A 25,220-nucleotide genomic window follows, 5' to 3' on the forward strand; every position below is an offset into this window, starting at 1 on the left:
CTGATATGCCCCTCATTTCTCCCTGGCGCGCTGACTTTCCGGCCATCGACGCCCTGCAACGGCAAGGCCAGACTTATCTGGACAGCGCTGCCACCGCACAAAAACCCCAAGCCCTGATCGACGCCACGGTGCATTACTACGCCAATGGCGCGGCGAACGTGCATCGCGCTCAGCATCTACCGGGCGCCATGGCGACCCAGGCCTTCGAGGACACGCGGCGCAAGGCCGGCGAGTGGCTGAATGCCGGAGCGTCCGGGCAGATCATTTTCACCCACGGCGCCACATCCGCCTTCAACCTGCTCGCCTATGGCCTGGAGCACGTGTTTCAAGCCGGCGACGAGATTGTCATTAGCGCGCTGGAGCATCACGCCAATCTGTTGCCCTGGCAGCAACTGGCCCTTCGTCGCGACCTGAAACTGGTGGTGCTGCCCGTCACCGAGGCCGGCGTGATTGATGTTGAGGCCGCCGCGGAACTGATCACGCCACGCACCCGTTTGCTGGCGGTCAGTCAGTTGTCAAATGTGCTCGGCACCTGGCAGCCGGTCCGGCAACTCGTCGTGCTGGCCCAGGCGCAGGGCGCACTGACGGTGATTGATGGGGCCCAGGGTGTCGTCCATGGCCGACACGATGTGCAGGACATCGGCTGCGACTTCTATGTGTTCTCCAGCCACAAGCTCTACGGCCCGGATGGCGTGGGCGTGCTGTTCGGGCGACATCAGGCGCTGGCACAGCTGCAGCATTGGCAGTTCGGCGGCGAAATGGTCCTGCAGACCGGTTACCAGACGGCTACATTTCGTCCTGCACCGCTAGGCTTCGAAGCGGGCACGCCACCCATCAGCGCGGTGATCGGTCTCGGCGCGACCCTGGATTACCTCAATGGCCTCAACCAGTCCGCCGTCGCCGAATACGAAGCGCGTCTGCATGAGCGGCTTCGCGCCGGGTTGATGCTGCGCGACGGTGTGCAGCTGTTGGGGGATCCCCACGTGGCGCTGGTGAGTTTCGTTGTCGAGGGCGTGCACAACGCCGATCTCGCGCACCTGCTGACCGAGCAAGGTGTGGCGGTGCGCGCCGGTCACCACTGCGCCATCCCGTTGATCAGTGGGCTGGGCCTCTCCGGCGCGATTCGCGTGTCGCTGGGGCTGTACAACGATTCCGAGGATCTGGAGCGGTTTTTCATCGCACTGGATCAGGCCCTGGAGTTGTTGCGATGAGCCTGCCGACCGATGCGCACACGGCGCTGGAAACCTTCAACGGGTCATTGAGCTGGGAGCAGCGCGCACGACTGCTGATGCAATGGGGCGACAGGCTGCCACCCATGAGAGACGACGAAAAGACCGACGAGCATTTGGTAGACGGCTGCGAGAGCAAGGTCTGGCTGCTGGGCGATGTGATCGACGGGCACTGGCATTTCCGCGCCGCCAGTGACGCGCGGTTGATTCGGGGTCTGGTGGCGTTGCTGCTGGCCCGGGTCAATGGCCTGTCTTCGCAAGCGCTGCAGGACGTGGATCTGGTGGCGTGGTTCTCGCAGCTGGGATTGAGCCGTCAGCTGTCGGCATCCCGCAGCAACGGGCTGAATGCGGTGTTGCAGAAGATGCGGCAGATCGCATCGTAGGAGTTGTCCGTCGTCCAGACGCCGCGTTGTCGCGCAGCTAATGTGAGACCAGTGGGAGCGACCGGGTGGCGCTCTACCTTGCTCGCGAAGGCGATGTGTCAGTCGACATCTTCTTTTCAGATCCAACGCGTTCGCCAGCAAGCCGGCTCCTACGGATTCTGTGTAGCCCGAAGATTGTGTGCGTTGCAGAGAGACAGTGTAGGAGCGACTTGCTCGCGAAGGCGTCGAGTCAGAAACATCGATGGCGACTGACGCACCGCAATCGCGGGCAAGCGCGCTCCTACAGTTGATCGTGGTCCACCGAAAATCCGCGTTGGACGAAAGACCTGTGGGAGCAGCTCGCGAAGGCGTCGAGTCAGAAACATAGATAGCGACTGACACACCGCAATCGCGGGCAAGCGCGCTCCTACAGTTGATCGTGGTTCACCGAAAATCCGCGTTGGACGCAAGACCTGTGGGAGCAGCTCGCGAAGGCGTCGAGTCAGAAACATCGATGGCGACTGACGCACCGCAATCGCGGGCAAGCGCGCTCCTACAGTTGATCGTGGTTCACCGAAAATCCGCGTTGGACGAAAGACCTGTGGGAGCAGCTCGCGAAGGCGTCGAGTCAGAAACATCGATGGCGACTGACACACCGCAATCGCGGGCAAGCGCGCTCCTACAGTTGATCGCGGTTCACCGAAAATCCGCGTTGGACGCAAGACCTGTAGGAGCGCGCTTGCCCGCGAAGAGGCCGGCACATCCACTCGATATCCGGCCGTTGAAGGCGGCCTTCGTGAGCAAGTGTGCTCCCACATCCTCTGCCGTCAGTCCGTTGGCTTTGCTTTCGCCCGCTCCGACGGCCGTCGCACGCCGGCGACGATTTTGTCCACAGCCTTGGTCGCCGCAACCATCCCGAACGTGGCCGTCACCATCATCACCGCGCCAAAACCACCGGCGCAGTCCAGCTTAACGCCATCGCCGACGAAGCTTTTCTGCAGGCAAATGCTGCCGTCCGGCTTGGGGTAGCGCAGTTGCTCGGTGGAGAACACGCACGGCACGCTGTAATGGCGAGTGACCGTGCGGGAAAAGCCGTAGTCGCGGCGCAGGGTCGAACGCACCTTGGACGCCAGCGGGTCGTTGAAGGTGCGGTTGAGGTCGCAGACCTGAATCAGGGTCGGGTCGATCTGCCCGCCTGCGCCGCCGGTGGTGATGATCTGGATCTTGCGGCGTTTGCACCATGCGATCAGCGCGGCCTTGGCGTTGACGCTGTCGATGCAATCGAGCACGCAGTCGATGTCCGGCGTGATGTATTCGGCCATGGTGTCGCGGGTGACGAAGTCGGCGACGGCATGAACGACGCAATCGGGATTGATCTCCCGCAGACGGTCGGCCATTACCTCGACCTTGGCGCGGCCAACGGTGCTGCTCAGGGCATGCAACTGGCGGTTGCTGTTGCTGACGCAGACGTCGTCCAGATCAAACAGGGAAATCTCGCCCACGCCACAGCGCGCCATGGCTTCCGCCGCCCAGGAACCCACGCCGCCGATGCCGACCACCGCCACATGGGCCGCGCGCAGACGTTCCAGCCCCTCGATGCCGTACAGGCGGGCGACGCCAGCGAAACGCGGATCTTCTGTGCTCATGACCAATACCCCAAAAAACCGGCGCGCATTATAGGCCCTCACGGCGATTCGCAAAGCGCTGAGTTGCAGGCGTTTGGTCTGAAAGTCACCTCTTTCCCGGCCTGCCCGCAGCGCACAGTCAACGCCCTACACCGCCGGTCGAACAGAACTTCAACACGTGTCGGTTGCCAAAGTTTCGCCCCGCTGTACCCTGTCACTCCTCCCCGTTCCCCTCTTGGAACCTGAAGCACCTATGTCATCGCGTAAATTTGGACTCAACCTCGTTGTCGTCGTGGCGATTGCTGCGCTGTTCACTGGCTTCTGGGCGCTGATCAACCGCCCCGTCACCGCCCCCAACTGGCCTGAACAGATCTCCGGCTTTTCCTATTCGCCTTTCCGGCTGGGACAGAATCCGCAGAAGGATCTCTACCCGTCCGACGAAGAAATGCGTCAGGACCTGGAGCTGATGAGCAAGCAGACGGACAACATCCGTATCTACTCGGTGGACGGCACGCTCAAGGACATCCCCAAGCTGGCCGAGGAGTTCGGCCTGCGGGTGACCCTCGGTATCTGGATCAGCCCGGACCTTGAGCGCAACGAGCGCGAAATCACCACGGCGATCGAGCTGGCGAACACGACGCGCAGTGTGGTTCGCGTGGTAGTCGGCAACGAAGCGCTGTATCGCGAAGAGATCAAACCCAAGGACCTGATGGCCGCCCTCGACCGTGTGCGCGCCGCCGTGAAAGTACCGGTGACCACGTCCGAGCAGTGGCATATCTGGGAGAAGTACCCGGAACTGGCCAAGCACGTTGACCTAGTCGCCGCGCACATCCTGCCGTACTGGGAATACATCCCGATGGATAAAGCCGGGCAGTACGTGCTCGACCGCGCCCGCGAACTGAAACGCATGTTCCCGAAAAAACCACTGCTGCTCTCCGAGGTCGGCTGGCCGAGCAATGGCCACATGCGCGGCGGTGCGGACGCTACTCAGTCGGACCAGGCGGTTTACCTGCGCACGCTGGTCAACAAGCTCAACCGTCAGGGCTTCAACTACTTCGTGATCGAGGCCTTCGATCAGCCGTGGAAAGCCAGCGACGAAGGCTCGGTCGGCGCGTATTGGGGCGTTTATAACGCTGCCCGCCAGCAGAAATTCAATTTCGAAGGCCCGATCGTGGCGATCCCGCAGTGGCGCGTATTGGCGATCGGCTCGGCAGTATTGGCGATGCTGGCCCTCGCCTTACTGTTGATTGACGGCTCGGCGCTGCGTCAGCGGGGCCGGACATTCCTGACCTTCATCGCCTTCCTGTGCGGCTCGGTTCTGGTCTGGATCGGCTACGACTACAGCCAGCAATACAGCACCTGGTTCAGCCTGCTTGTAGGATTTTTACTGGCGCTGGGCGCGTTCGGCGTCTTTATCGTACTGTTGACCGAAGCCCACGAATTGGCCGAAGCGGTGTGGACGCACAAGCGCCGCCGCGAATTCCTGCCCGTTGAAGGGGATTCGGCCTACAGACCGAAAGTGTCGATTCACGTCCCCTGCTACAACGAGCCGCCGGAGATGGTCAAACAGACCCTCAACGCACTGGCCGCGCTGGATTACCCTGATTTTGAAGTGTTGCTGATCGACAACAACACCAAGGATCCCGCCGTGTGGGAGCCGGTCAAGGCCCACTGCGAAATGCTCGGCCCGCGCTTCAAGTTTTTCCACGTCGCCCCCCTGGCCGGCTTCAAGGGCGGCGCCCTGAACTATCTGATCCCGCACACCGCGCCGGACGCCGAAGTGATTGCCGTGATCGACTCGGACTACTGCGTCGACCGCAACTGGCTCAAGCACATGGTTCCGCACTTTGCCGATCCGAAGATCGCCGTGGTGCAGTCGCCGCAGGACTACCGCGACCAGCACGAAAGCGCGTTCAAGAAGCTCTGCTACTCCGAATACAAAGGCTTCTTCTACATCGGCATGGTGACCCGAAACGACCGCGACGCGATCATTCAGCACGGCACCATGACCATGACCCGTCGCTCGGTGCTTGAAGAGCTTGGCTGGGCGGACTGGTGCATCTGCGAGGACGCGGAGTTGGGCCTGCGCGTTTTCGAAAAAGGCTATTCAGCCGCGTACGCGCACAATAGCTTCGGCAAGGGCCTGATGCCCGACACCTTCATCGACTTCAAAAAGCAGCGTTTCCGCTGGGCCTATGGCGCGATTCAGATCATCAAGCGTCACGCCGCCAGCCTGCTGCGTGGCAAGGACACCGAACTGACCCGCGGCCAGCGCTATCACTTCCTCGCGGGCTGGCTGCCGTGGGTGGCCGATGGCATGAACATCTTCTTCACGGTCGGCGCACTGCTCTGGTCGTCGGCGATGATCATCGTGCCCAACCGTGTTGATCCACCGCTGCTGATTTTCGCGATTCCGCCGCTGGCGCTGTTCTTCTTCAAGGTCGGCAAGATCATCTTCCTGTACCGCCGCGCCGTTGGCGTGAACCTCACGGACGCGTTCTATGCGGCGCTCGCGGGGCTGGCACTGTCTCACACGATCGCCAAAGCGGTGTTGTACGGCTTCTTTACTACCAGCATTCCGTTCTTCCGCACTCCGAAAAACGCCGAAAGCCATGGCTTGCTGGTGGCGATTTCCGAGGCCCGCGAAGAGCTGTTCATCATGCTGATGCTGTGGGGCGCTGCGCTGGGCATCTGTCTGGTACAGGGTCTGCCGAGCAACGACATGCGCTTCTGGGTCATCATGCTGCTGGTGCAATCGCTGCCGTATCTGGCGGCGCTGATCATGGCGTTTCTGTCGTCGCTGCCGAAACCGAAACCGACGGAAGAACCCGCTACCGCCTGAAACAATGGGGCGCTGTACTAAACGGCGGCCTTCGGGTCGCCGTTTTGCTTTAAGCTATTCGCCGGTTTATCGCCTTGCCTTCACTCAATATCTCGGACTTTTCATGACAGCCCCAGCCGACCTCTCGCCCACGCTGCAACTCGCCTGCGACCTGATCCGTCGCCCATCCGTCACGCCACTGGACGCCGACTGCCAGGCCGTGATGATGAAACGCCTGAGCGATGCCGGTTTTGCCCTGGAGCCCATGCGTATTCAGGATGTGGATAACTTCTGGGCGACCCATGGCAATCAGGACGGTCCGGTGCTGTGCTTCGCCGGTCACACCGACGTGGTGCCGACCGGCCCGGTTCAGGCCTGGCAGAATGATCCGTTCAGCGCGCTGATCGACGAACACGGCATGCTCTGCGGCCGTGGCGCGGCGGACATGAAAGGCAGCCTGGCGTCGATGATCGTGGCCACCGAGCGCTTCGTCGCCGATCACCCGAACCATAAGGGCAAGATCGCCTACCTGATCACCAGCGACGAAGAAGGCCCGGCCCACCACGGCACCAAAGCGGTGGTCGAGCGTCTGGCGGCGCGCAAGGAGCGCCTCGACTGGTGCATCGTTGGCGAACCGTCGAGCACGACGCTGGTCGGCGATGTGGTCAAGAACGGCCGTCGCGGCTCACTGGGCGCAACCCTCACCGTCAAAGGCATTCAGGGCCATGTCGCCTACCCGCACCTGGCGAAGAACCCTATTCACCTGGCCGCGCCTGCGCTGGCCGAGCTGGCCGCCGAGCACTGGGACAACGGCAATGATTTCTTCCCGCCGACCAGCTTCCAGATTTCCAATCTGAATTCAGGCACCGGCGCCACCAACGTGATCCCGGGGGATCTGGTGGCGGTGTTCAACTTCCGTTTCTCCACCGAATCCACCGTCGAAGGCCTCAAGCAACGTGTGGCCGCTATTCTCGACAAGCATGACCTGGACTGGCACGTGGAATGGGCGCTGTCCGGCCTGCCGTTCCTCACTGAACCGGGCGCATTGCTGGACGCTGTATCCGCGAGCATCAAACACGTCACCGGTCGCGACACCCGTGCGTCGACCAGCGGCGGCACGTCGGACGGTCGCTTCATCGCCACCCTCGGCACCCAAGTGGTCGAACTGGGGCCGGTCAATGCGACGATCCATCAGGTCAACGAACGCATCCTCGCCAGCGATCTCGACGTGCTGACCGAGATCTACTACCAGACCCTGGTCAAGTTGCTCGCCTGATGCTGACCTGCCCGATCTGCTCCGCCCCGCTCGATTCAGCGGATAACGGCGTCGTGTGCCCCGCCGGGCACCGCTTCGACCGCGCCCGTCAGGGTTACTTGAACCTGCTGCCCGTGCAGCACAAAAACAGCCGCGACCCTGGCGACAATCAGGCGATGGTCGAGGCCCGCCGCGACTTTCTCAACGCCGGGCATTACGCGCCGGTTGCCAAGCGTCTCGCCGAACTGGCCGCCGAGCGCGCGCCGTCGCACTGGGTCGACATCGGTTGCGGCGAGGGTTATTACACCGCGCAGATCGCCCAGGGCCTGCCCGACGCTGACGGCTATGCGCTGGACATCTCCCGCGAAGCGGTGAAGCGCGCCTGCAAACGCGACCCCAAGATCACCTGGTTGATCGCCAGCATGGCGCGCGTGCCACTGCCGGATGCGAGCATGCAGTTCATCGCCAGTGTGTTCAGTCCGCTGGACTGGGCCGAGGCCAAGCGCCTGCTGTCGCCGGGTGGCGGCCTGATGCGTGTAGGACCGACCAACGACCACCTGATGGAATTGCGTCAGCGCCTGTACGACGAAGTCCGCGACTACAGTGATGACAAACACTTGGCGCTGGTGCCGGAAGGCATGAGCCTGCAGCACAGCGAAACCCTGCGCTTCACCCTGACACTGGCGGACGGCCAGGCCCGCGCCAATCTGCTGGCCATGACGCCCCACGGCTGGCGCGCCAGTGCCGAACGGCGCGCGAACGTGATTGATCAGGCCGAGCCGTTCGAGGTCACGGTGTCCATGCGCTACGATTATTTCGTCCTGAATTGACGGCTTGAAGCACCTGAACAGACTGAATCCGCGAGTGGATTTTTCCAGCACAACCAAGAGGCATCCATGCGCCAACCCGATATCGAGATTTACCTGAAAGACGCTGACGTCGACCACAAGGCGATCACGGCCTGGCTGACCGCAGACATCGGCCCTTGCTCTGAGTGGACACAGAAAGGCCAGACCTGGAAATGCCTCGCAGGCGACGTGCCCGTGACCTGGATTCCCAAGGCGGTCGGCAAGTGGAACAGCCTGTGCCTGGACAGCGACAAGACCCCGTGGGAAGACGATATCGCCTGCGCCCGTGCCGCCTTCGCTGCGCTAAAAGTCGAAGTGCGTTGCGCGCCGGGGACGTGGGTCGAGGAAGAGAGTGACGCCGAAGCCGATCAATGGATTCGCATCAGCATTGATGGTGAAGAAGAAATCACCTGGCATACGTCCTGATACGTCATCCCGCCGGGCACCCGCGCCGCTTTGCCCATCCCCACCAGATGCGGCAAACTGGCGGCCTCGCGGGCGTCGCCCCTCTCAGCAGAACTCTATGACCCGTTCCCCGTTTCGACGTCTTGTATTCGGCACCGTGCGCCGCCTGCTTTACCTGTGGGTGCGCTCGGAGACGATCAACCAGTCGTCCTTCACCCTCAATCTCGACCGCAGCCGCCCGGTTTTCTATGCGCTGCAAAACCCTTCGATAAGCGACCTCGCGGTCCTTGATACCGAGTGCCGCAAGGCCGGTCTGCCGCGCCCAGTCCTGTCCGTCGCCGTGGGCAATCTGACCGAGCCGGCCGCGTTTTTCTACCTGACGCCCGAGCCTGACTGGCTGGGGCGCCACGACAAACGCGGCGCACCGCCGACCCTTGAACGTCTGGTCGGAGCGGTCACACAGAACGCTACCGAAGACGCGCAAGTCATTCCGGTCAGCGTGTTCTGGGGCCAGTCACCGGACAAGGAAGACAGCCCGTGGAAACTGCTGTTTGCCGATAGCTGGAAGGTGACCGGGCGCCTGCGTCGCTTCGTGACCATCCTGATCCTGGGCCGCAAGACTCGCGTGCAGTTCTCGGCGCCGGTTCATCTGCGCGAGCTGGTCGATCAGAACAAGGGTTACGAGCGCACGGTGCGCATGGCGCAACGCCTGCTGCGCGTGCATTTCCGCAACCTGAAGACCTCCGTGATCGGCCCGGACCTTTCTCACCGTCGTCATCTGGTTAAAGGGCTGGTCGCGGATCCGCTGGTCAGGCAGGCCATTCTCGACGAGGCCGCCCGAGAGAAAATCACCGAAGCCAAGGCCCGTGAAAAAGCCCTGCACTACGGCAACGAGATCGCTTCGGACTACACCTACACCGCCATCCGTTTTCTGGAAGTGGTGCTGAGCTGGTTCTGGAACAAGATTTACGACGGCATCAAGGTCAGTCACCTGGAGGGCGTGCAAAACGTCGCCCAGGGCAACGAGATCATTTATGTGCCGTGCCACCGTAGCCACATCGACTATCTGCTGCTGTCGTACCTGCTGTTTCGCAACGGCCTGACCCCGCCGCACATTGCCGCCGGCATCAACCTGAACATGCCGGTGATCGGCGGCCTGTTGCGCCGCGGTGGCGCGTTTTTCATGCGCCGCACGTTCAAAGGCAATCCGCTGTACACCGCGGTATTCAATGAATACCTGCACACCCTGTTCACCAAAGGTTTCCCGGTGGAGTACTTCGTCGAAGGCGGACGTTCGCGGACCGGGCGCATGTTGCAGCCGAAGACCGGAATGCTGGCGATTACCCTGCGCAGTTTCCTGCGCAATTCGCGCATGCCCATCGTGTTCGTGCCGGTGTACATTGGTTACGAGCGCGTACTGGAAGGCCGGACCTACCTGGGCGAACTGCGCGGTGCGGCGAAGAAGAAAGAGTCGATCTTCGACATCTTCAAAGTCATCGGTGCGCTGAAGCAGCGCTTCGGCCAGGTCTCGGTCAACTTCGGTGAGCCGATCAAGCTGACCGAGTTTCTCGACCATGAGCAGCCGGACTGGCGTACTCAGGAACTGGGACCGGTGTTCAAACCGGCGTGGCTCAACGAGACCACACACCGTCTGGGCGAACGCGTCGCCCGCCACCTGAACGAAGCGGCTGCGATCAACCCAGTGAATCTGGTGGCGCTGGCGTTGCTGTCGACGGCGAAACACGCGCTGGACGATCAAGCCCTGGCGCGGGTGCTCGATCTGTACCTGACGCTGTTGCGCACCGTGCCCTACTCGCCCCATACCACGCTGCCGGACGGTGACGGCCGGGCGCTGATCGAGCACGTCAAGGGCATGAACCTGCTCTCGGAACTCAGCGATGCGCTGGGCAAGATTCTGTATCTGGACGAGCAGAATGCCGTCCTGATGACGTACTACCGCAACAACGTGCTGCACATTTTCGCGCTGCCCTCGTTGCTGGCCTGCTTCTTCCAGAGCTCGTCGCGCATGAGCCGCGAGCAGATTCTGCGCTATACGCGGGCGCTGTATCCGTACCTGCAATCGGAGCTGTTCATCCGCTGGTCGCTGGAGGACCTGGATGAGGTCATCGATCAGTGGCTGGCGGCGTTTGTCGAACAGGGCCTGCTGCGATTCGAGAACGGCGTGTACCTGCGCCCGGCGCCGAGCTCCCGGGCTTTTGTGATGCTGACGGTGCTGTCGCGGGCGATTGCCCAGACTTTGCAGCGTTTCTACATGGCGATTTCCCTGCTGCTCAACAGCGGTCAGCACACGCTCAGCGCCGAAGGGCTTGAGGAGTTGTGCACGACGATGGCCCAGCGGCTGTCGATCCTGCACGGCCTGAACGCGCCGGAGTTTTTCGACAAGAGCCTGTTCCGGCATTTCATTCAGACGCTGCTGGATCAGGGCGTCCTGCGCACCGATGCCGCCGGCAAACTGAGCTATCACGATATGTTGGGGGATCTGGCGGAAGGCGCCGCCAAGCGCGTATTGCCAGCGGAAATCCGGCTGTCGATCCGCCAGGTGGCGTTGCACCGCAGTGATGAAGTCGTCGGGGCCGCACCGATCGCCTGAGCGACGGCGAAGCCCTTCAAATGTTTCACCTGACAAGGAGCATCACATGAAACATATCCTGCTCACCCTCATGACCACCGTGCTGGCCGCTTGCGCTCACGTGCCGGACAACCTGCCGGGCTCGGTGGATGGCGAGGTGTTTTATCTGCAGCGCATGGCGCTTCCGCCGGCCGCTACGCTGAAGGTCACGCTGCAGGACGTGACGCTGGCCGATGCGCCCGCGCAGATCCTCGCCAGCCAGAACGGCCCGATCAAAGGCCAGGTGCCGCTGCCGTTTCACCTGACCTACGATCAGAAGCAGGTCCAGCCGGGTCACACTTACTCGGTCAGCGCACGCATCGAAGTGGACGGCAAGTTGCTGATGATCAGCACCGAGCGCTACACGGTGGACCTGACGCTGGACGAAAAACCGCCCGTCAAAATTCGCTTGAGCCCGGCCCGTTAATCGGGCGTGCATCACAGACCGCTGAAAAGGACATTACCCATGCTGCGTCGCTCAATCTCGTTCACTGGTATATGCGCCGGCCTGCTGTTATCGGCCAGTGCCTTCGCGTTGTCGCTCAATGATCTGTCGCAATCGGACGCCACCGGCGGATTGAAGGATGCCCTCACACAGAGCGCCCAGGTCGCCGTCAAGCAACTGGGCGTACCAGGTGGGTTCAGCAACAACAAGGATGTGCGCATCGAACTGCCCGGCAACCTGGGCAAGGTCGCCAAGAAGATGAAACAGTTCGGCATGGGCGCGCAGGTCGATCAGCTGGAGACCAGCATGAACCAGGCGGCTGAGGCGGCGATGCCCCAGGCGCAGACGTTGCTGGTCGATGCCGTGAAAAAGATGAGCGTGTCGGATGCCAAAGCCATCCTCAGCGGCGGCAAGGACTCGGCGACCCAGTACCTGAGCACCTCCAGCCGCGAACAGATCCGCGCCAGGTTCCTGCCCATCGTCAAACAGGCCACTGACAAAGTCGGCCTGGCACAGAAATACAACGCCTTCGCCGGTCAGGCCGCGACGCTGGGAGTGCTGGATGCCAAGAGCTCGAACATCGAAGGCTACGTCACCGAGAAGGCCTTGAATGGCCTCTTCGAAATGATCGCCAAACAGGAAGAAACCATCCGCGCCAACCCGGCAGCGGCAGCGACCGGTCTGGCGAAAAAAGTGTTCGGCGCGTTGTGAAGTCAACCTCCCTCGCCGGCCCCGGCCGTCCCAAGGATCTGGCCAAGCGACAGGCCATCCTTGACGCCGCAAAGAGCCTGTTCATCCGCAACGGCTATATCCAGACCAGCATGGACGCCGTGGCCGCTGAAGCCGGAGTCTCCAAGCTCACGGTCTACAGTCATTTCGTTGACAAGGAGACGCTGTTTTCGTGCGCGGTGGTGGCGCGCTGCGAGGAGGAGGTGCCCGAGTTGTTCGTGGATGTCCCGATGGACGCACCTGTGGAAAAGGTGCTGCTGGGAATTGCGAGGGGGTTTCAGACGCTGATCAACAGCCCTGAGTCCATCGACCTGAACCGTTTGATAATCACCCTGGGACCTCAGGCATCATCGCTGACTCAGGTGTTCTTCGAAGCAGGACCGCAACGCGTCCTGCACGAGCTGGAGCGATTCCTGGGCAAGCTGAGCGGTAAAAACGGCCTGCATTTTGAATCGCCGCTTAATGCGGCGGGGCACTTATTGAGTTTGATCAAAGGCGTGCACCATTTCAGGCTTCTCATCGGCACCGGGGAAATAGCGGACGAGCAGACTGCCGACCGTCATGCCAGTGAAGTGGTAACGCTGTTCTTGAAGGCGTATCGGGTTTAGGGCTGTAGAAATGATGGTGATCACACCGGCCTCTTCCCGGCTGAAGCCGGTCCCACTGAAAGCATCGCGTGCATCCATAGAGATCGGCGCCGGCCAGTATTGTGGGACCGGCTTTAGCCGGGAAGGCGTCGGGCGTGACACCACACATCTGATTGTGCGCACGCGGCCCCCTTCCCGGCTGAAGCCGGTCCTACAACACCGCGTGCATCCATGGATACTGGCGCCGGACTATATTGTGGGACCGGCTTTAGCCGGGAAGGCGTCAGGCCACACACCACAAATCTGATGTTGACCACACCGGCCCCTTCCCGGCTGAAGCCGGTCCTACAACACCGCGCGTACCCCTTAGGACTGGCTTGCGATTGATCAGCGAGGCTCGTGCATCGGGCAGCCGTTGTGGCTGGCGCGAAAGCCTGAAGACAGCTCATAGGACGGCTTGCGCACCCGCATGACGCCGCCCAGTGGACGGTGTTCAACCACGCCGTGCCAGGGGCTGAAAGCCATACCCTCGTCGACTTCCTGCTGGCGTTCGTCTGACCAGCTGTCCTGGAGCGGCACTTCGATACGGGCAACCGTCACGAACGGGCTCAGCTCTTCGGACCATTCCACCGAAGCGTCTTCAATCGGCATTTTTTCAAGATCGGTCGCCAGTTGGATACGCACGTCCCAAACGCCCCCCTTGCTCGCGAAGTGACTGCGCACCGCTTCCCGCAAGCCGTCCGGATGGCCATTCAGGTCCACCTTCTGGTCGGTCAACGCGGTGAGTTCGGGAGACACGGGCACCACGCTCAGCTTGGCGTAGTAGCGGCCATAGAGAAACGGCACGACGCTGTTATAGGTCTCACCCAGCAAATGGGTCATCGGATGCCCGCCCAGTGATCTGAGCGTGCCGCTCTCCCCGCCCACGGCTTCAACCACCGACTCCAGACCACGGAAAAAGGCCGACAGCGCTTTCTTCATGTTGGGCACTTTGTCGGTGGTTTTGGCGAGCAGCTTCAGGGTCTTGAGGAAATCCTTGGGCGTTGCGGCCGTGAACGCCTTGGCGTTCTGCATCACGAAGTCCTGAGTGACCTGCCCTTCACTGCCTGGAAGGCGTGCGCCCTGTACACCGACCAGCTTGATGGCCAGACCGCGCGGCGTTGACACCTTGTCGTCGAGCAGATCACCTGGATTGGTGGAAAAGCGCATCTTCACGTCGAGCGTGCCGGCATGGGCGAAGACACCCTGGGCCAGTTCGGGCGGCAGATTATCCAGAATGCGGATTTGCCCATGCAGCAAGCCGTGGGCCTTGGCATGCACGCTGCGGATGGCATGGCCGCCATCTTCGTAAGTAGTTTCCAGAATGCTCTGCATGGCCTCGGCGAGTTCTTTGCTCGTCTGAGCCTCGTCATCGGGTATCTGCTCGAAGTGCGGCTCGAACGGCAAAGGCGTCACGGACAACGGGAAGGTGCTCATCGGTTATCTCCGGCTACAGCTCTGGTCAGGGCATATCGCCGATGAGCGCACACCTGAAACGGTGGCTTGTCAGGCATCGGCACAGCAGATGACTGCGCCGACAATTGCCGGGTTCAGGTTTACCGGACGAGTGTCACGCCCCCGTGCCTTTCAACGCTTTTTTCGGGTAAATATCGTAGCGGCTGGATTTGCCGTCGAGCGCGTAGGAAGGCTTGGCCCCTTCGATGCACGGCGCCTTGCGCGGGCGCTTGACGACAACGCGATGGCTGGCCAGCGCCAGCGCGGCTTCCAACAGTGCCGGGGCGTCCATGTCGTCGCCCACAAGTGGACGGAACAAGCGCATCTCCTTCTTCACCAACGCGGTCTTTTCCCGGTGGGGAAACATCGGGTCGAGGTAAATGACCTGGGGCGGCTCGCCTTCCCATTGGCGAATCAGCTCGATGGAGTTGCCGGTCAACAGGCGCATCTGCGCGATGATTCCGCCCACGTCCAGATCCCTTGCACCGCGCGCCAAACCGTCTTCGAGCAGCGCGGCGATGATTGGCTGTCGCTCGATCAGGCTTACTTCGCACCCCAGACTCGCCAGCACAAAGGCGTCCTTGCCCAGCCCCGCCGTCGCATCCAGCACCCGCGGGCGCACGCCCGGCTGAATGCCTACGGCCTTGGCGATCATCTGCCCGCTGCCGCCGCCAAACAGACGACGATGAGCCGCCTTGCCTTCGATGAAATCCACGCGCACCGGGCCGGGCGCGTCGTCACCCAGTTGCTGCAATTGCAGCCCGTCCTCGGCCACTTGCAGGGCGAAATCCGCGTTGGCGTCGGCCAGCGGCAAACCCAGTCGTTGCGCCCACTGCTCTGCGTTTTCCTGCCCGTCGGGGGTCAGGCTGTCGACCCGAATGCGGCTGCCCGCGTGCTGCTCAGTCATTGTCTCTACGCACTCAAATATTCTTAATGATTGGCAGTGTCTGCCGATAACAAAAGTATCCGGCATTTTGCCAGACCCACGGGCTGTACTGAGCGCTTATGTCAGACATTCAGCAAACCTCCTCGATAGGCTATTTGACGTACGCAGGCGACTACAGCGTACGCAATACCCAAACCCTGAGCGGCGTCACGCAGCTCTGGCAGGATGCGTTTGCCCGTGCGATGGCCCAACAGGTCGATGACAACGCAGGCGAAACCCCGGAATACAGCGCCGTCGCCACGACGGACAACCTGACCGGCGAGCCTATTGCCGGCGCCACTGCGCTGGGCAAGATCGTCGAGCAGCGTGAATGCCCGGTTCAGGACAAGGAAATCGCGCCGCCGGAGCCTTTGTTCCTGCCGATCGCCGAGTTCGAATGGGAGCTGGCCGACAAGCCCGCCAAGCCGTTCACCGCGATGGAAATGATAGAGCAACAACGCAACCTCGAATTCGATGACAACTGGGTTCGCCCTACCGTGCTCAACCCCTACGATGACAGCGTTGAACACGGCCCGGGCCCTCAGCCTCGCCCACTGTTCCTGCCGATTGCCGAATTTGAATGGGACCTGGCCGACAAGCCCGCCACACCCTTCAGCGCTGAAGAGATGACCGAGCAGCAGCGTCATCTGGCCTTTGATAACGGCTGGGCGCGTCCGATTGTGCTGCAGAACCTTCGTATCGCTGCCTGACGCCAGGCCGTAACCCAGCGCAGCACAACCTCGCTCGCCTCCCCTAGCGACACACCCGCCAGCGTCCCATGTCCAGGTGAAAGTGGTTTCGGTGTGCGGCGTTATAATCCGGGCTCAGCACCGTATTGAACTGCTGGCAGGCGCCATCCCTTACCAATCGCAGAAAACGCGCCTCGTCGCCCTCGTCTTTCCAGTCCTTGAGCACCGAGATCCTGCGCCCGTCTGCCAGTCGAAACCCGGCGATGTCCAGCGCATTCGCGGTGGCGTGCTGACTCAGGCGGCCCTCGCTGCGGTTGTAGATGTTGCGACAGGCGAAGCTGCCAAGGTGATCGACCTGCGTGACCTTCTGCCCGAACACCGACTGGGCCGCCGGCTGCAACTGATGAATATCGAACAGCGCATACGCCACCGCCAGGCGACAACTGGACAGAAAACTGCTGCTCAGCGCGACGTCGCCGCCCTGGATACGCAGAGTGTTGGTGAGTGGGCATTTGGCGTCGGCAGCGCTGTCGGCCTGGTGCGTGTAGCGCAGGGTCGAGGTTTGCAGTGCGGCCTCGCACAACGCCGGATCCTCCTGCAATCGCCAGAGCTTGAAAGGCGTAATAAAGTTGGGCTCGTCCCGCACATTCAGCGGGGCCCACGGATTCCAGCGGTCTTCGACAGGCAGCCAGCCACGCCAGATCGACACCGCAACGGCTGCGCTGATCAAAACCAGGAGAAGAAAGAAGGTAGAGCCGCGCATGCAGGAAGGTTCTCGTCTGACGGAGGGATGAGTCCACCCTATCTCGACCTCAGAGCAGCCCGAGTTGCTCCACTTGCCGACCGCGATCCAGTTCCGGTAGATCGGGCAACCCCGGCAGCAGAGTCATGAGCTGCTGGTGAAAACGACGGGCCAGTTGGGGCGAGGCGATGTTGTCAGGCGTGTGCAGGAATACCGAAGGCGTACGTCCCTCCTCGATCCAGCCGGCCACCTTTTCCGCCCACTGGACGATGAAGCCTTCGTTGATCTCCTCATCCGGCCCGCCAATGAAGCGCACTTGAGGGAAGGACGTGAGCGCGGCCGGACGCGGTGGGACTTTGGGCTTCTTCGATTGCGCATGAAGCACGGCAGGGTCAGTGGAGACGGAACTGAACAACGGCCGGGAATCCAGACAGATGCGCTCGACACCCCGGTCGAGCAACAGTCGGTTGAGCTGACGCTCGTCCTCGCCCTTGGTGAAAAACGCCATGTTGCGCACTTCCACCGCCAACGGCCGGCCTTCCAGTGCATCAATGAACGCGGCCAGCTCATTCAACCGATGGGGACCGAAACTGGCCGACAGCTGTAGCCACAGGGGTTCAAGTCTCGACCCCAGCGGCGCAAGCAGTTGCAGGAAATCCTCTACCGCGCCCAGGTGCTCGCGCAGGTCGCCGGCATGGCTGATGTCACGGGGGATTTTTGCAGAGAAGCGAAAGTGCTCCGGCAAGGCGTCCGCCCAGCGCTGAACGATCTCAGGCTTGGGACGCGCGTAAAACGTGGTATTGCCCTCGACGGCGTTGAAGACCTGGGCGTACAAACCGAGCAAATCCAGGTCCGGGGCATCCGGCGGGTACAGTGACTCACGCCAGGCCTTTTCGCTCCAGGACGGGCAACCGATGTAATAAGGTGGATGAGCGAGGTTCAAACGTGAAGATCGAGCCCGGCGACTTCAAGATCCCACTCGACGAAGGTCGAGGTCATCAGATAGCTGCTCAGCGCGTGGGCGACGCGGGTGCTCATGGCACGGGGGAAAATGATGTCTTGCTGACGCGCGGGCACGTTTGCAGTGGTACCGGTCTGGCGACGGGCCACTTGCGGATTCACCTCGATCTCCTCGTTCACTTCCTCGAACGAACCTTCCAGCGCCGCAGAATCCTTGCGAGGCTTGCGCTTGATCGGGTAGGTACGTGGTGAAGGACCGGTGATTCGCATCATGCTTACTCGGCGTCTAATAATGGCAATTTAATCTCACAGTAAGCCGTTAAGCAAACATGCGAACGATAACTAGACCACACTTATTGCGAATTGTTTAAACCCGCCTGAATTTTATGCGGATTTATCGCTGAACGGTCGTGAACAGTGTGACCTGCTTCGCAGATCGGGCGTGCCATGGCGTATTCACCGGCCTGATCGATACCGGCAGCATGAGCCGGCTTGCTGGCGAACTCAATTCAACCCGGCACTGCAGCAGTGCCGGATGACGCAGGTTCGCCAGCAAGCCGGCTCCTACAGATTTGCGAAGGGCCGGAATATAGGGTTGGTCCTCAACGCGCCTTGGGTGTGGCGACTTTATCCCGAAGGTAAACCGGTTGGGCGTCGTCGGCAACGATGGCTTCGCCACGCTGCCAGGCGAAAGTGCCGAGGGTCAGCAGGTCCTGCGCGTGGGGCAAAAGCGTGGCGTCCCGGGCACCGACACCGGCGACAATGCGCTCGGCATAACCCCAGCCCGTGCCCGCGCCGAACCAGTCGCCCGTCGCAGCGCTCGGCAAGGCTGCCAGCTCAGGCGCCATGACTGCCTCTTCGCCCGCCAGCTTCATCTCCCCCGCCACTTCGCGGTAGCAACCCCAATAGACTTCGTCCATCCGCGCGTCGATGGCGGCCGCGACCTGAGTGGCGCCCTGCTCACGCAAGGCCCGTTGCGCCAGGGCCGCGAGATTGGAGACCGGCAGCACCGGGCGGTCCAGGCCGAAGGCCAGCCCCTGAACCACACCGATGGCGATACGCACGCCGGTGAAAGCGCCCGGCCCGCGCCCAAAGACGATGGCGTCCAGCGCCGACAGGCCGATGCCCGCCTCGGCCAGCAGGTCCTTGATCATCGGCAGGAGTTTTTGCGCGTGCAGGCGCGGGATCACCTCGTAGTGAGTCAGCACTTTGCCGTCATGCAGCAAAGCGACTGAGCAGGCTTCAGTGGCGGTGTCCAGGGCCAGCAAGGTGGTCATCGGGGTTTCCATCGTTGTGCGAAAAAAGTGCCGCATTATAAACAACAACGACCCGCAAGCGGGCCGTTGTTCAATGCGGTGAGACGCGAATCAGCTCAGGGCTTCAAGCACCTTGGCGGTGATCTGCTCCACCGAGCCGACGCCTTCGATGTGACTGCACTTCGGCGTGCCGTCCTGGGCCTGCAACTTGGTGTAGAACTCCACCAGCGGCTTGGTCTGGGAATGGTAGACCGACAGGCGATGACGAACAGTGGCTTCGACGTCGTCCTTGCGCTGAACCAGTGGCTCGCCAGTGACATCATCCACGCCTTCAACCTTTGGCGGGTTGTAGAGGGTGTGGTAGACGCGACCGGAGCCTTCGTGAACGCGGCGACCGGAGATGCGCTTGACGATCTCTTCGTCATCGACCTTGATCTCGATGACGTGATCGATGGCCAAACCGGCTTTCTTCAGGGCTTCTGCCTGAGGAATGGTGCGCGGGAAGCCGTCGAAAAGGCATCCGCCAGCGCAATCAGGCTCGGACAGGCGATCCTTGATCAGGCCGATGATCAGGTCATCGGAGACCAGACCGCCGCTGTCCATGACGCTTTTGGCTTGCAGGCCCAGTTCAGTGCCAGCCTTGACCGCAGCGCGCAGCATGTCGCCGGTGGAAATCTGCGGAATGTTGAATTTCTCAGTGATGAACTTTGCCTGAGTACCTTTGCCGGCCCCGGGAGCTCCCAGCAGAATCACGCGCATTGTTGTGCTCCTCAAATTTTTATAGAGATATCGTCGGATTCGCCTAAATGGGGCCAATCGCAAAATTTTACTGACCCAACGGCCAAAGGCTGATCAAGATACACAGCCGATTCATGCCGCACAAGACGGCGAAAGTCGCAGTAACCCGCGAAAAACCAGTAGCTTGGCATCGATCCGCGCGCGGGTCAGACCTCGTGCAGCCGGGTGACGCTACACCGGCCACGACGCTCAAGCGTGCGGCCGAATGAAAGGGGTGGTGTTCATTCGGCCGGCTTGCCTGTCCGTCAGCCGGTGTTGCGCAATCCGGCGGCGATGCCTGCGACAGACACCAGCAGCGCCTGCACCAGCGGACTGTCCAGACTCGCGTCCTGGTGACGGGAGCGCGCCAGCAACTCCGCCTGCAATAAATGAAGAGGGTCGAGGTAAGTGTTGCGCAGGCTGATGAACTTCAGCGTTTCAGGGCTGTGGGCCAACAGCCTGGACTGGCCCGTCAGGCCGAGCACCACGTCACACGCCTGCGACAATAGGCCGCGCAAATGCGTCCCCAAATGCAGCAGTTTCGGCTCCACCAGACGTTCGTCGTAGAGCTGGGCGATGTCGCTGTCGGCCTTGGCCAGCACCATTTCGAGCATGTCGATGCGGGTGCGGAAGAACGGCCACTGCTCACGCATCTCGGCGAGCAGATCACCCTGACCGCGCTCCAGCGCCGTGCTCAATGCGTTTTCCCAGCCCAGCCAGGCGGGCAGCATGAGGCGAGTCTGGGTCCAGGCGAAAATCCACGGAATCGCACGCAGGCTTTCCACCCCGCCTTCGCGGCGCTTGGCCGGACGGCTGCCCAATGGCAAGCGGCCCAGTTCCTGTTCCGGCGTCGCCTGACGAAAGTATTCGACGAACTCCGGGTCTTCCCGAACCACGGCTCGGTAGGCTTTCACGCCGTCTTCGGCCAGTTCGTCCATCACCTGACGCCAGGCCGGTTGCGGCATCGGCGGCGGTTGCAACGTGGCTTCCAGCACTGCAGCCAGATAAAGGTTGAGGTTCTGCTCGGCAATGTCCGGCAGGCCGAACTTGAAGCGGATCATCTCGCCCTGCTCAGTCGTGCGGAAACGCCCCGCCACCGAGCCCGGCGGCTGCGACAGAATGGCCGCATGTGCAGGGCCGCCGCCACGACCGACCGTGCCGCCGCGACCGTGGAATAACAGCAGCTCAACTTCCTGCGCGCGGCAGATCTCAACCAGTTTTTCCTGCGCCCGGTACTGCGCCCACGCCGCAGCGGTGGTGCCGGCGTCTTTGGCCGAATCCGAGTAGCCGATCATGACTTCCTGCGGACCTTCCAGGCTTCGGCGATAGGCAGGAATGCTCAAGAGCTGCTCGATGACCGGGCCGGCGTTGTCCAGGTCGGCGAGGGTTTCGAACAACGGCACCACGCGCATGGATCTTTGCAGCCCGGCTTCTTTTAACAAGAGTTGAACGGTGAGCACATCCGAGGCCGCGCCGGCCATGGAAATCACGTAGGAACCCAGCGATGCCGCCGGCGCAGCCGCGACCTCACGGCAGGTCGCCAACACTTCGGCGGTGTCCGCTTCAGGGCTGAAATGCGCAGGCAGCAGCGGCCGTTTGTTGTCCAGTTCACGCAGCAGGAAGTCGACGCGTGTCGGCTCATCCCACTCGTCGTAGCGGCCGAGCCCGAGGTATTCGGTGATCTCGCTCATGGCCGAACTGTGCCGTGTGGAATCCTGGCGCACGTCGAGCTTCACCAGAAACAGGCCGAAGGTCACCGCACGACGCAAACAGTCGAGCAGTGGGCCATCGGCGATCACGCCCATACCGCATTGGTGCAGCGAGTCGTAACACAGTTGCAACGGCTCAAGCAGCTCGCGGTTTTCGTGCAATACCTCTTCCGGCGCGACCTGGGTGACACTCAGTGAGGCGTGGGCCCAGTTGCGTGTGGCCCGAAGCCGCTCACGCAGTTGCTTGAGGACACTGCGGTAAGGCTCGGCGCTGTCACCCGCCGCTTCCATCAGCGCAGGGCTGGCCTGCTGCATCGACAGTTCGGCGGCCAGTTGATCGACATCACGCAGGTACAAGTCGGCGGCCATCCAGCGCGCCAGGAGCAGCACCTCGCGCGTGACAGCAGCGGTGACATTGGGGTTGCCGTCGCGGTCGCCGCCCATCCAGGAAGCGAAGCGGATCGGCGCCGACTCCAGCGGCAGGTGCAGACCGGTCGCAGCGTGTAGCGCCTGATCGGCCTTGCGCAGGTAATTGGGGATCGCTTGCCACAGGGAATTTTCGATGACCGCAAACCCCCACTTCGCCTCGTCGACGGGCGTGGGGCGGACGCGGCGGATTTCTTCGGTGTGCCACGCTTCGGCAATCAGTCGTTGCAGACGCGCGGTGATCTGCTCACGCTCGTGGCGGTTCAAATCACGATGATCGAGCGCAGCCAGCTGCGCAGCGATGGCGTCGTACTTCTGGATCAGCGTGCGCCGCGCGACTTCGGTCGGGTGCGCGGTCAGCACCAGTTCGATTTGCAGCGTGGTCAACTGGTGCGCCAACGCTTCGGGTGTCTGCCCGGCCTGCTTGAGACGTTCCAGCAGTTCGGGCAACACGCGGGATTCAAAAGGCTGCGGCTTGCCGTCATCGCGACGGTGAATCAGCTGATATTGCTCGGCGATGTTCGCCAGATTGAGGAACTGATTGAACGCACGTGCCACCGGCAGCAATTCGTCCTCGCCCAGGTCTTCAAGACTGGAGCTAAGCTGCTCGGTGCCTTGGGTCGATGCGTGGCGATCAGCCTTCGCGCTTTTGCGGATGCGCTCGATCTTCTCGAGGAAATCAGCGCCGTGCTGATCGCGAATGGTGTTGCCCAACAGCTCACCCAACAGATGAACGTTCTCGCGCAATCGTGCATCGATATCAGCCATCCAGCCCTCTCCTTCAGCTTTTTTGTTTTTACCGGCGAGTCCTTGCGGGGGTCCATTCGCTGCTGCCGAACGGAACGCCCTGCGGGGTTTCGTTTCTATTGGTGTGTATAGAGCGACAAATTGATGTCCATACGCAACCCTCGACGCACTTTCACCGCCGGGGAAGCCCGTCTCAGTCACGCTTCACCGTGGCTCTCCACGTCCAATACCCGCCCTCGCGCGGCAACCGATGAGGTATGTATGAAGATCCGAGAACTCGCCGAACAGTGGGAACAGAACGCCAAAGGCCGTCTGACCGAGACCGCTTACGCCATTCATTTGGACGTGGAGGCTGCCGCGCGGCTTGCGGCGATCGCCGAGATGTACCCCAAGCGCACGCCTGAGGAGTTGCTGGGCGAGCTGATCGGCGCCGCGCTGGAAGAACTGGAGGCGAGCTTTCCTTACGTGCGCGGTCAGCAGGTTGTCGCCACGGATGAGGAAGGCAACCCGCTCTACGAAGATGTTGGCCCGACGCCCCGGTTTCTCGAGCTTTCGAGGCAGCATCTCCAGAAAATCTCCGATCGGGAAGGCCTGTAACGGTTGCATCCGCGACGTCGCTTTTAGCTCTGAAAAAATGCCCTGTAGGCCGTATCGGTCCGATAATCGCGTGGGCAAAAAGCTGTCATTTTTCGAGCGCCAATTTTACAACACGTAACAAAAGCTGACCGGAAGTTAAAAAAAATGTCTGAACTATTCAAAAAACGCGGCGGTCCGAGCAATTAGCCATTCCAGTAAAGCCGTCAGATGACAGCGGAAGCGACGCAACACCATCCATCCGCGTGGGCTGCTGCTGAAATGGAACAACCAGTTTTCAGGAGTTAAGCAATGGAGTTGACCACCATGAACACCAGCACTGCCAAACCAACGTTCAATCGCCTGCGCGGGCTGAAGATGGCTGCACTGGCGCTGGGTACCAGCGTTCTTCTGGCTGGTTGCGCAGGCAATCCTCCGAGCGAGCAGTACGCCGTGACCCAGTCGGCCGTCAACGCCGCTGTCACCGCTGGCGCGACCGAGTACGCTGCCGTTGAAATGAAGTCCGCTCAGGACAAGTTCAAGCAAGCCGAACTGGCGATGCAGGAAAAGAAATACGACGAAGCTCGTAAATACGCCGAGCAGGCCGAGTGGGATGCACGTGTAGCCGAGCGTAAGGCTCAGGCCGCGAAGGCACAGAAAGCGGTGCAGGATGCTCGTCAGGGCGTCAATGAGTTGCGTGAAGAAGGCATGCGTCAGGTTCAGCCTGTCACACAGTAACGCCTCGCAGTTCAAGCATTGGCCATTGAGTTAAAGGACGAAAATATTATGCGTAAACAAGTACTTATTCCTGCCCTGCTGGCTCTGAGCGTTGGTTTGGCGGCGTGTTCGTCGCAGCCGAACGTGAATCTCGAACAAGCCCGCACCAACTACTCCGCGCTGCAAAGCAACCCTAAAGCCACTGAACTGGCTGCGCTGGAAACCAAAGACGCCAGCGAGTGGCTGGACAAGGCTGACGCTGCGTACCGCAACAATGATGACCAGAAGAAGGTCGATCAACTTGCCTACCTGACCAACCAGCGCGTTGAGTTGGCCAAGCAGACCATCAACCTGAAGACCGCTGAAAACGATCTGAAAGGCGCTGCGGCCCAACGTGCACAAGCGCGTCTGGATGCCCGTGATGCTCAGATCAAGGCCCTGCAGAACAGCCTGAACGCCAAGCAGACCGAACGCGGTACGCTGGTGACCTTCGGCGACGTACTGTTTGACCTGAACAAGGCTGAGCTGAAGTCGTCCGGTCTGGTCAACGTCAACAAGCTGGCCCAGTTCCTGTCGGAAAACCCTGATCGCAAGGTCATCGTTGAAGGCTACACCGACAGCACCGGTTCGGCTGCCTACAACGACTCGCTGTCCGAGCGCCGCGCGAACTCCGTGCGCATGGCTCTGATCAAGATGGGCGTAGGCCCGGAGCGTATCGTGGCCCAGGGTTACGGCAAGGAATACCCGGTTGCTGACAACACCAGCGCCTCGGGCCGTGCCATGAATCGTCGTGTGGAAGTGACCATTTCCAACGACAACCAGCCAGTAGCACCGCGCTCTTCGATGAAGTAATGCGGTTGTAGCGGCAATAAAAAGCCCCGCCTGTTGCGAAACAGGCGGGGCTTTTTTGTGGCCTGCGTTTTTCTCCGGATGGGGTTGGGGTGAGGTGCTCTTAGGAAGAACTGAATGCGCCCCGTGTTTTTGGGGACTGCGCAAGAAGTTGCGCACTCACTTGTTCAAAACAGGGCGTTGATGCTCTACAGGCCACGTCGCTCGTGGCCTGTAGACGAGTGCGCAAGAAGTTGCGCAGGGGTGCGCAACTTCTTGCGCACTTTTACTTTGTTATCGGGTTTAGCGTTCGCTAAAACCCGTCGTTTTTCTTCTTAAGCTATTGATTTTGCTTGGCTAATTCATAACTGGCACAAGCCTTGATATCTCCGTGCCCCCCGGATTGGCATTCACGCCATTTCGGTTGGTTTTTTGAGCACGG

Annotated in this window: 23 protein-coding genes; 14 read left to right on the top strand and 9 right to left on the bottom strand. The window is 61.3% G+C overall.

The annotated features are described in order from the left end of the window. Positions 1 to 5: 5 nt before the first annotated feature. Both ACYAR8_RS10025 and ACYAR8_RS10030 read left to right on the top strand, forming a co-directional pair. Complete coding sequence (locus ACYAR8_RS10025; protein ID WP_463579763.1) at positions 6 to 1,211, top strand: aminotransferase class V-fold PLP-dependent enzyme; 1,206 nt, start codon at positions 6 to 8, stop codon at positions 1,209 to 1,211. Continuing rightward, positions 1,208 to 1,612, top strand: a complete 405-nt coding sequence (locus ACYAR8_RS10030; RefSeq protein ID WP_463579764.1) for a SufE family protein — start codon at positions 1,208 to 1,210, stop codon at positions 1,610 to 1,612. Before ACYAR8_RS10025 ends, ACYAR8_RS10030 begins: the two co-directional genes overlap by 4 nt. Before the next feature lie 806 nt (positions 1,613 to 2,418). On the opposite strand, the gene tcdA is transcribed toward ACYAR8_RS10030, so the two are convergent. Continuing rightward, complete coding sequence (gene tcdA, locus ACYAR8_RS10035) at positions 2,419 to 3,237, bottom strand: tRNA cyclic N6-threonylcarbamoyladenosine(37) synthase TcdA (RefSeq protein ID WP_074893222.1); 819 nt, start codon at positions 3,235 to 3,237, stop codon at positions 2,419 to 2,421. A gap of 232 nt (positions 3,238 to 3,469) precedes the next feature. On the opposite strand from tcdA, the gene ACYAR8_RS10040 reads away from it, so the two are divergent. The 8 genes from ACYAR8_RS10040 to ACYAR8_RS10075 all read left to right on the top strand — a co-directional run bounded on the left by ACYAR8_RS10040 (position 3,470) and on the right by ACYAR8_RS10075 (position 12,956). After that, a complete protein-coding gene (locus ACYAR8_RS10040; RefSeq protein WP_463579765.1) occupies positions 3,470 to 6,058 on the top strand; it encodes a glycosyltransferase family 2 protein in 2,589 nt (862 codons plus the stop codon). Positions 6,059 to 6,161: 103 nt separating this feature from the next. Further along, complete coding sequence (dapE, locus tag ACYAR8_RS10045) at positions 6,162 to 7,313, top strand: succinyl-diaminopimelate desuccinylase (protein ID WP_074893226.1); 1,152 nt, start codon at positions 6,162 to 6,164, stop codon at positions 7,311 to 7,313. Beyond that, positions 7,313 to 8,122 (top strand): putative RNA methyltransferase, encoded by an 810-nt coding sequence (locus tag ACYAR8_RS10050; RefSeq protein ID WP_463579766.1) that lies wholly within the window; start codon positions 7,313 to 7,315, stop codon positions 8,120 to 8,122. The genes dapE and ACYAR8_RS10050 overlap by 1 nt, the downstream gene beginning before the upstream one ends. A gap of 66 nt (positions 8,123 to 8,188) precedes the next feature. Next, positions 8,189 to 8,566, top strand: coding sequence for a hypothetical protein (locus ACYAR8_RS10055; protein WP_463579767.1), 378 nt, complete (start codon positions 8,189 to 8,191; stop codon positions 8,564 to 8,566). 97 nt (positions 8,567 to 8,663) lie between these two features. Then, positions 8,664 to 11,156, top strand: coding sequence for a glycerol-3-phosphate 1-O-acyltransferase PlsB (plsB, locus tag ACYAR8_RS10060; protein WP_074893230.1), 2,493 nt, complete (start codon positions 8,664 to 8,666; stop codon positions 11,154 to 11,156). 46 nt (positions 11,157 to 11,202) lie between these two features. Beyond that, positions 11,203 to 11,601, top strand: coding sequence for a YbaY family lipoprotein (locus ACYAR8_RS10065; RefSeq protein ID WP_463579768.1), 399 nt, complete (start codon positions 11,203 to 11,205; stop codon positions 11,599 to 11,601). 39 nt (positions 11,602 to 11,640) lie between these two features. Continuing rightward, the gene (locus tag ACYAR8_RS10070) at positions 11,641 to 12,330 is read left to right on the top strand and encodes a DUF4197 domain-containing protein (RefSeq protein WP_463579769.1); all 690 of its coding nucleotides are present in this window, start codon (positions 11,641 to 11,643) and stop codon (positions 12,328 to 12,330) included. Then, a complete protein-coding gene (locus ACYAR8_RS10075) occupies positions 12,327 to 12,956 on the top strand; it encodes a TetR/AcrR family transcriptional regulator (RefSeq protein WP_463579770.1) in 630 nt (209 codons plus the stop codon). Before ACYAR8_RS10070 ends, ACYAR8_RS10075 begins: the two co-directional genes overlap by 4 nt. A 366-nt stretch (positions 12,957 to 13,322) precedes the next feature. On the opposite strand, the gene ACYAR8_RS10080 is transcribed toward ACYAR8_RS10075, so the two are convergent. Together ACYAR8_RS10080 and ACYAR8_RS10085 are read right to left on the bottom strand one after the other, a co-directional pair. Next, complete coding sequence (locus ACYAR8_RS10080) at positions 13,323 to 14,411, bottom strand: catalase family protein (RefSeq protein ID WP_463579771.1); 1,089 nt, start codon at positions 14,409 to 14,411, stop codon at positions 13,323 to 13,325. 133 nt (positions 14,412 to 14,544) lie between these two features. Next, a complete protein-coding gene (locus ACYAR8_RS10085; protein WP_074893239.1) occupies positions 14,545 to 15,336 on the bottom strand; it encodes a class I SAM-dependent methyltransferase in 792 nt (263 codons plus the stop codon). A 98-nt stretch (positions 15,337 to 15,434) separates the two neighbouring features. On the opposite strand from ACYAR8_RS10085, the gene ACYAR8_RS10090 reads away from it, so the two are divergent. Then, on the top strand, positions 15,435 to 16,064 hold the full coding sequence (locus tag ACYAR8_RS10090) for an energy transducer TonB (RefSeq protein ID WP_108120914.1): 630 nt from the start codon (positions 15,435 to 15,437) through the stop codon (positions 16,062 to 16,064). A 43-nt stretch (positions 16,065 to 16,107) separates the two neighbouring features. Here the strand turns inward: ACYAR8_RS10090 and ACYAR8_RS10095 are convergent, their stop codons facing one another. From ACYAR8_RS10095 to ppc, 6 genes are all read right to left on the bottom strand, one after another. After that, a complete protein-coding gene (locus ACYAR8_RS10095) occupies positions 16,108 to 16,806 on the bottom strand; it encodes an extensin-like domain-containing protein (protein ID WP_463579772.1) in 699 nt (232 codons plus the stop codon). 49 nt (positions 16,807 to 16,855) lie between these two features. Next, positions 16,856 to 17,728, bottom strand: a complete 873-nt coding sequence (locus tag ACYAR8_RS10100; RefSeq protein WP_074893244.1) for a DUF72 domain-containing protein — start codon at positions 17,726 to 17,728, stop codon at positions 16,856 to 16,858. After that, a complete protein-coding gene (locus ACYAR8_RS10105; protein WP_074893258.1) occupies positions 17,725 to 18,015 on the bottom strand; it encodes a hypothetical protein in 291 nt (96 codons plus the stop codon). Before ACYAR8_RS10105 ends, ACYAR8_RS10100 begins: the two co-directional genes overlap by 4 nt. Positions 18,016 to 18,347: 332 nt before the next feature. Further along, positions 18,348 to 19,022 (bottom strand): tRNA (adenosine(37)-N6)-threonylcarbamoyltransferase complex dimerization subunit type 1 TsaB, encoded by a 675-nt coding sequence (gene tsaB / locus ACYAR8_RS10110; RefSeq protein ID WP_463579773.1) that lies wholly within the window; start codon positions 19,020 to 19,022, stop codon positions 18,348 to 18,350. Between the two features lie 90 nt (positions 19,023 to 19,112). Beyond that, positions 19,113 to 19,760, bottom strand: coding sequence for an adenylate kinase (gene adk / locus ACYAR8_RS10115; protein ID WP_065989893.1), 648 nt, complete (start codon positions 19,758 to 19,760; stop codon positions 19,113 to 19,115). A gap of 284 nt (positions 19,761 to 20,044) precedes the next feature. After that, on the bottom strand, positions 20,045 to 22,681 hold the full coding sequence (gene ppc, locus ACYAR8_RS10120; protein WP_463579774.1) for a phosphoenolpyruvate carboxylase: 2,637 nt from the start codon (positions 22,679 to 22,681) through the stop codon (positions 20,045 to 20,047). A gap of 240 nt (positions 22,682 to 22,921) precedes the next feature. On the opposite strand from ppc, the gene ACYAR8_RS10125 reads away from it, so the two are divergent. The 3 genes from ACYAR8_RS10125 (at position 22,922) to ACYAR8_RS10135 (ending at position 24,802) form a co-directional block, all read left to right on the top strand. Further along, positions 22,922 to 23,257, top strand: a complete 336-nt coding sequence (locus tag ACYAR8_RS10125) for a pilin assembly protein (RefSeq protein WP_074893250.1) — start codon at positions 22,922 to 22,924, stop codon at positions 23,255 to 23,257. 288 nt (positions 23,258 to 23,545) lie between these two features. Further along, the gene (locus tag ACYAR8_RS10130) at positions 23,546 to 23,971 is read left to right on the top strand and encodes a DUF4398 domain-containing protein (RefSeq protein WP_074893253.1); all 426 of its coding nucleotides are present in this window, start codon (positions 23,546 to 23,548) and stop codon (positions 23,969 to 23,971) included. 48 nt (positions 23,972 to 24,019) lie between these two features. Beyond that, positions 24,020 to 24,802, top strand: coding sequence for a lipotoxin F family OmpA-related protein LptF (locus ACYAR8_RS10135; protein WP_074893254.1), 783 nt, complete (start codon positions 24,020 to 24,022; stop codon positions 24,800 to 24,802). The last annotated feature ends 418 nt before the right edge of the window (positions 24,803 to 25,220 follow it).

It is taken from the genome of Pseudomonas sp. HP_01, from assembly GCF_055284355.1.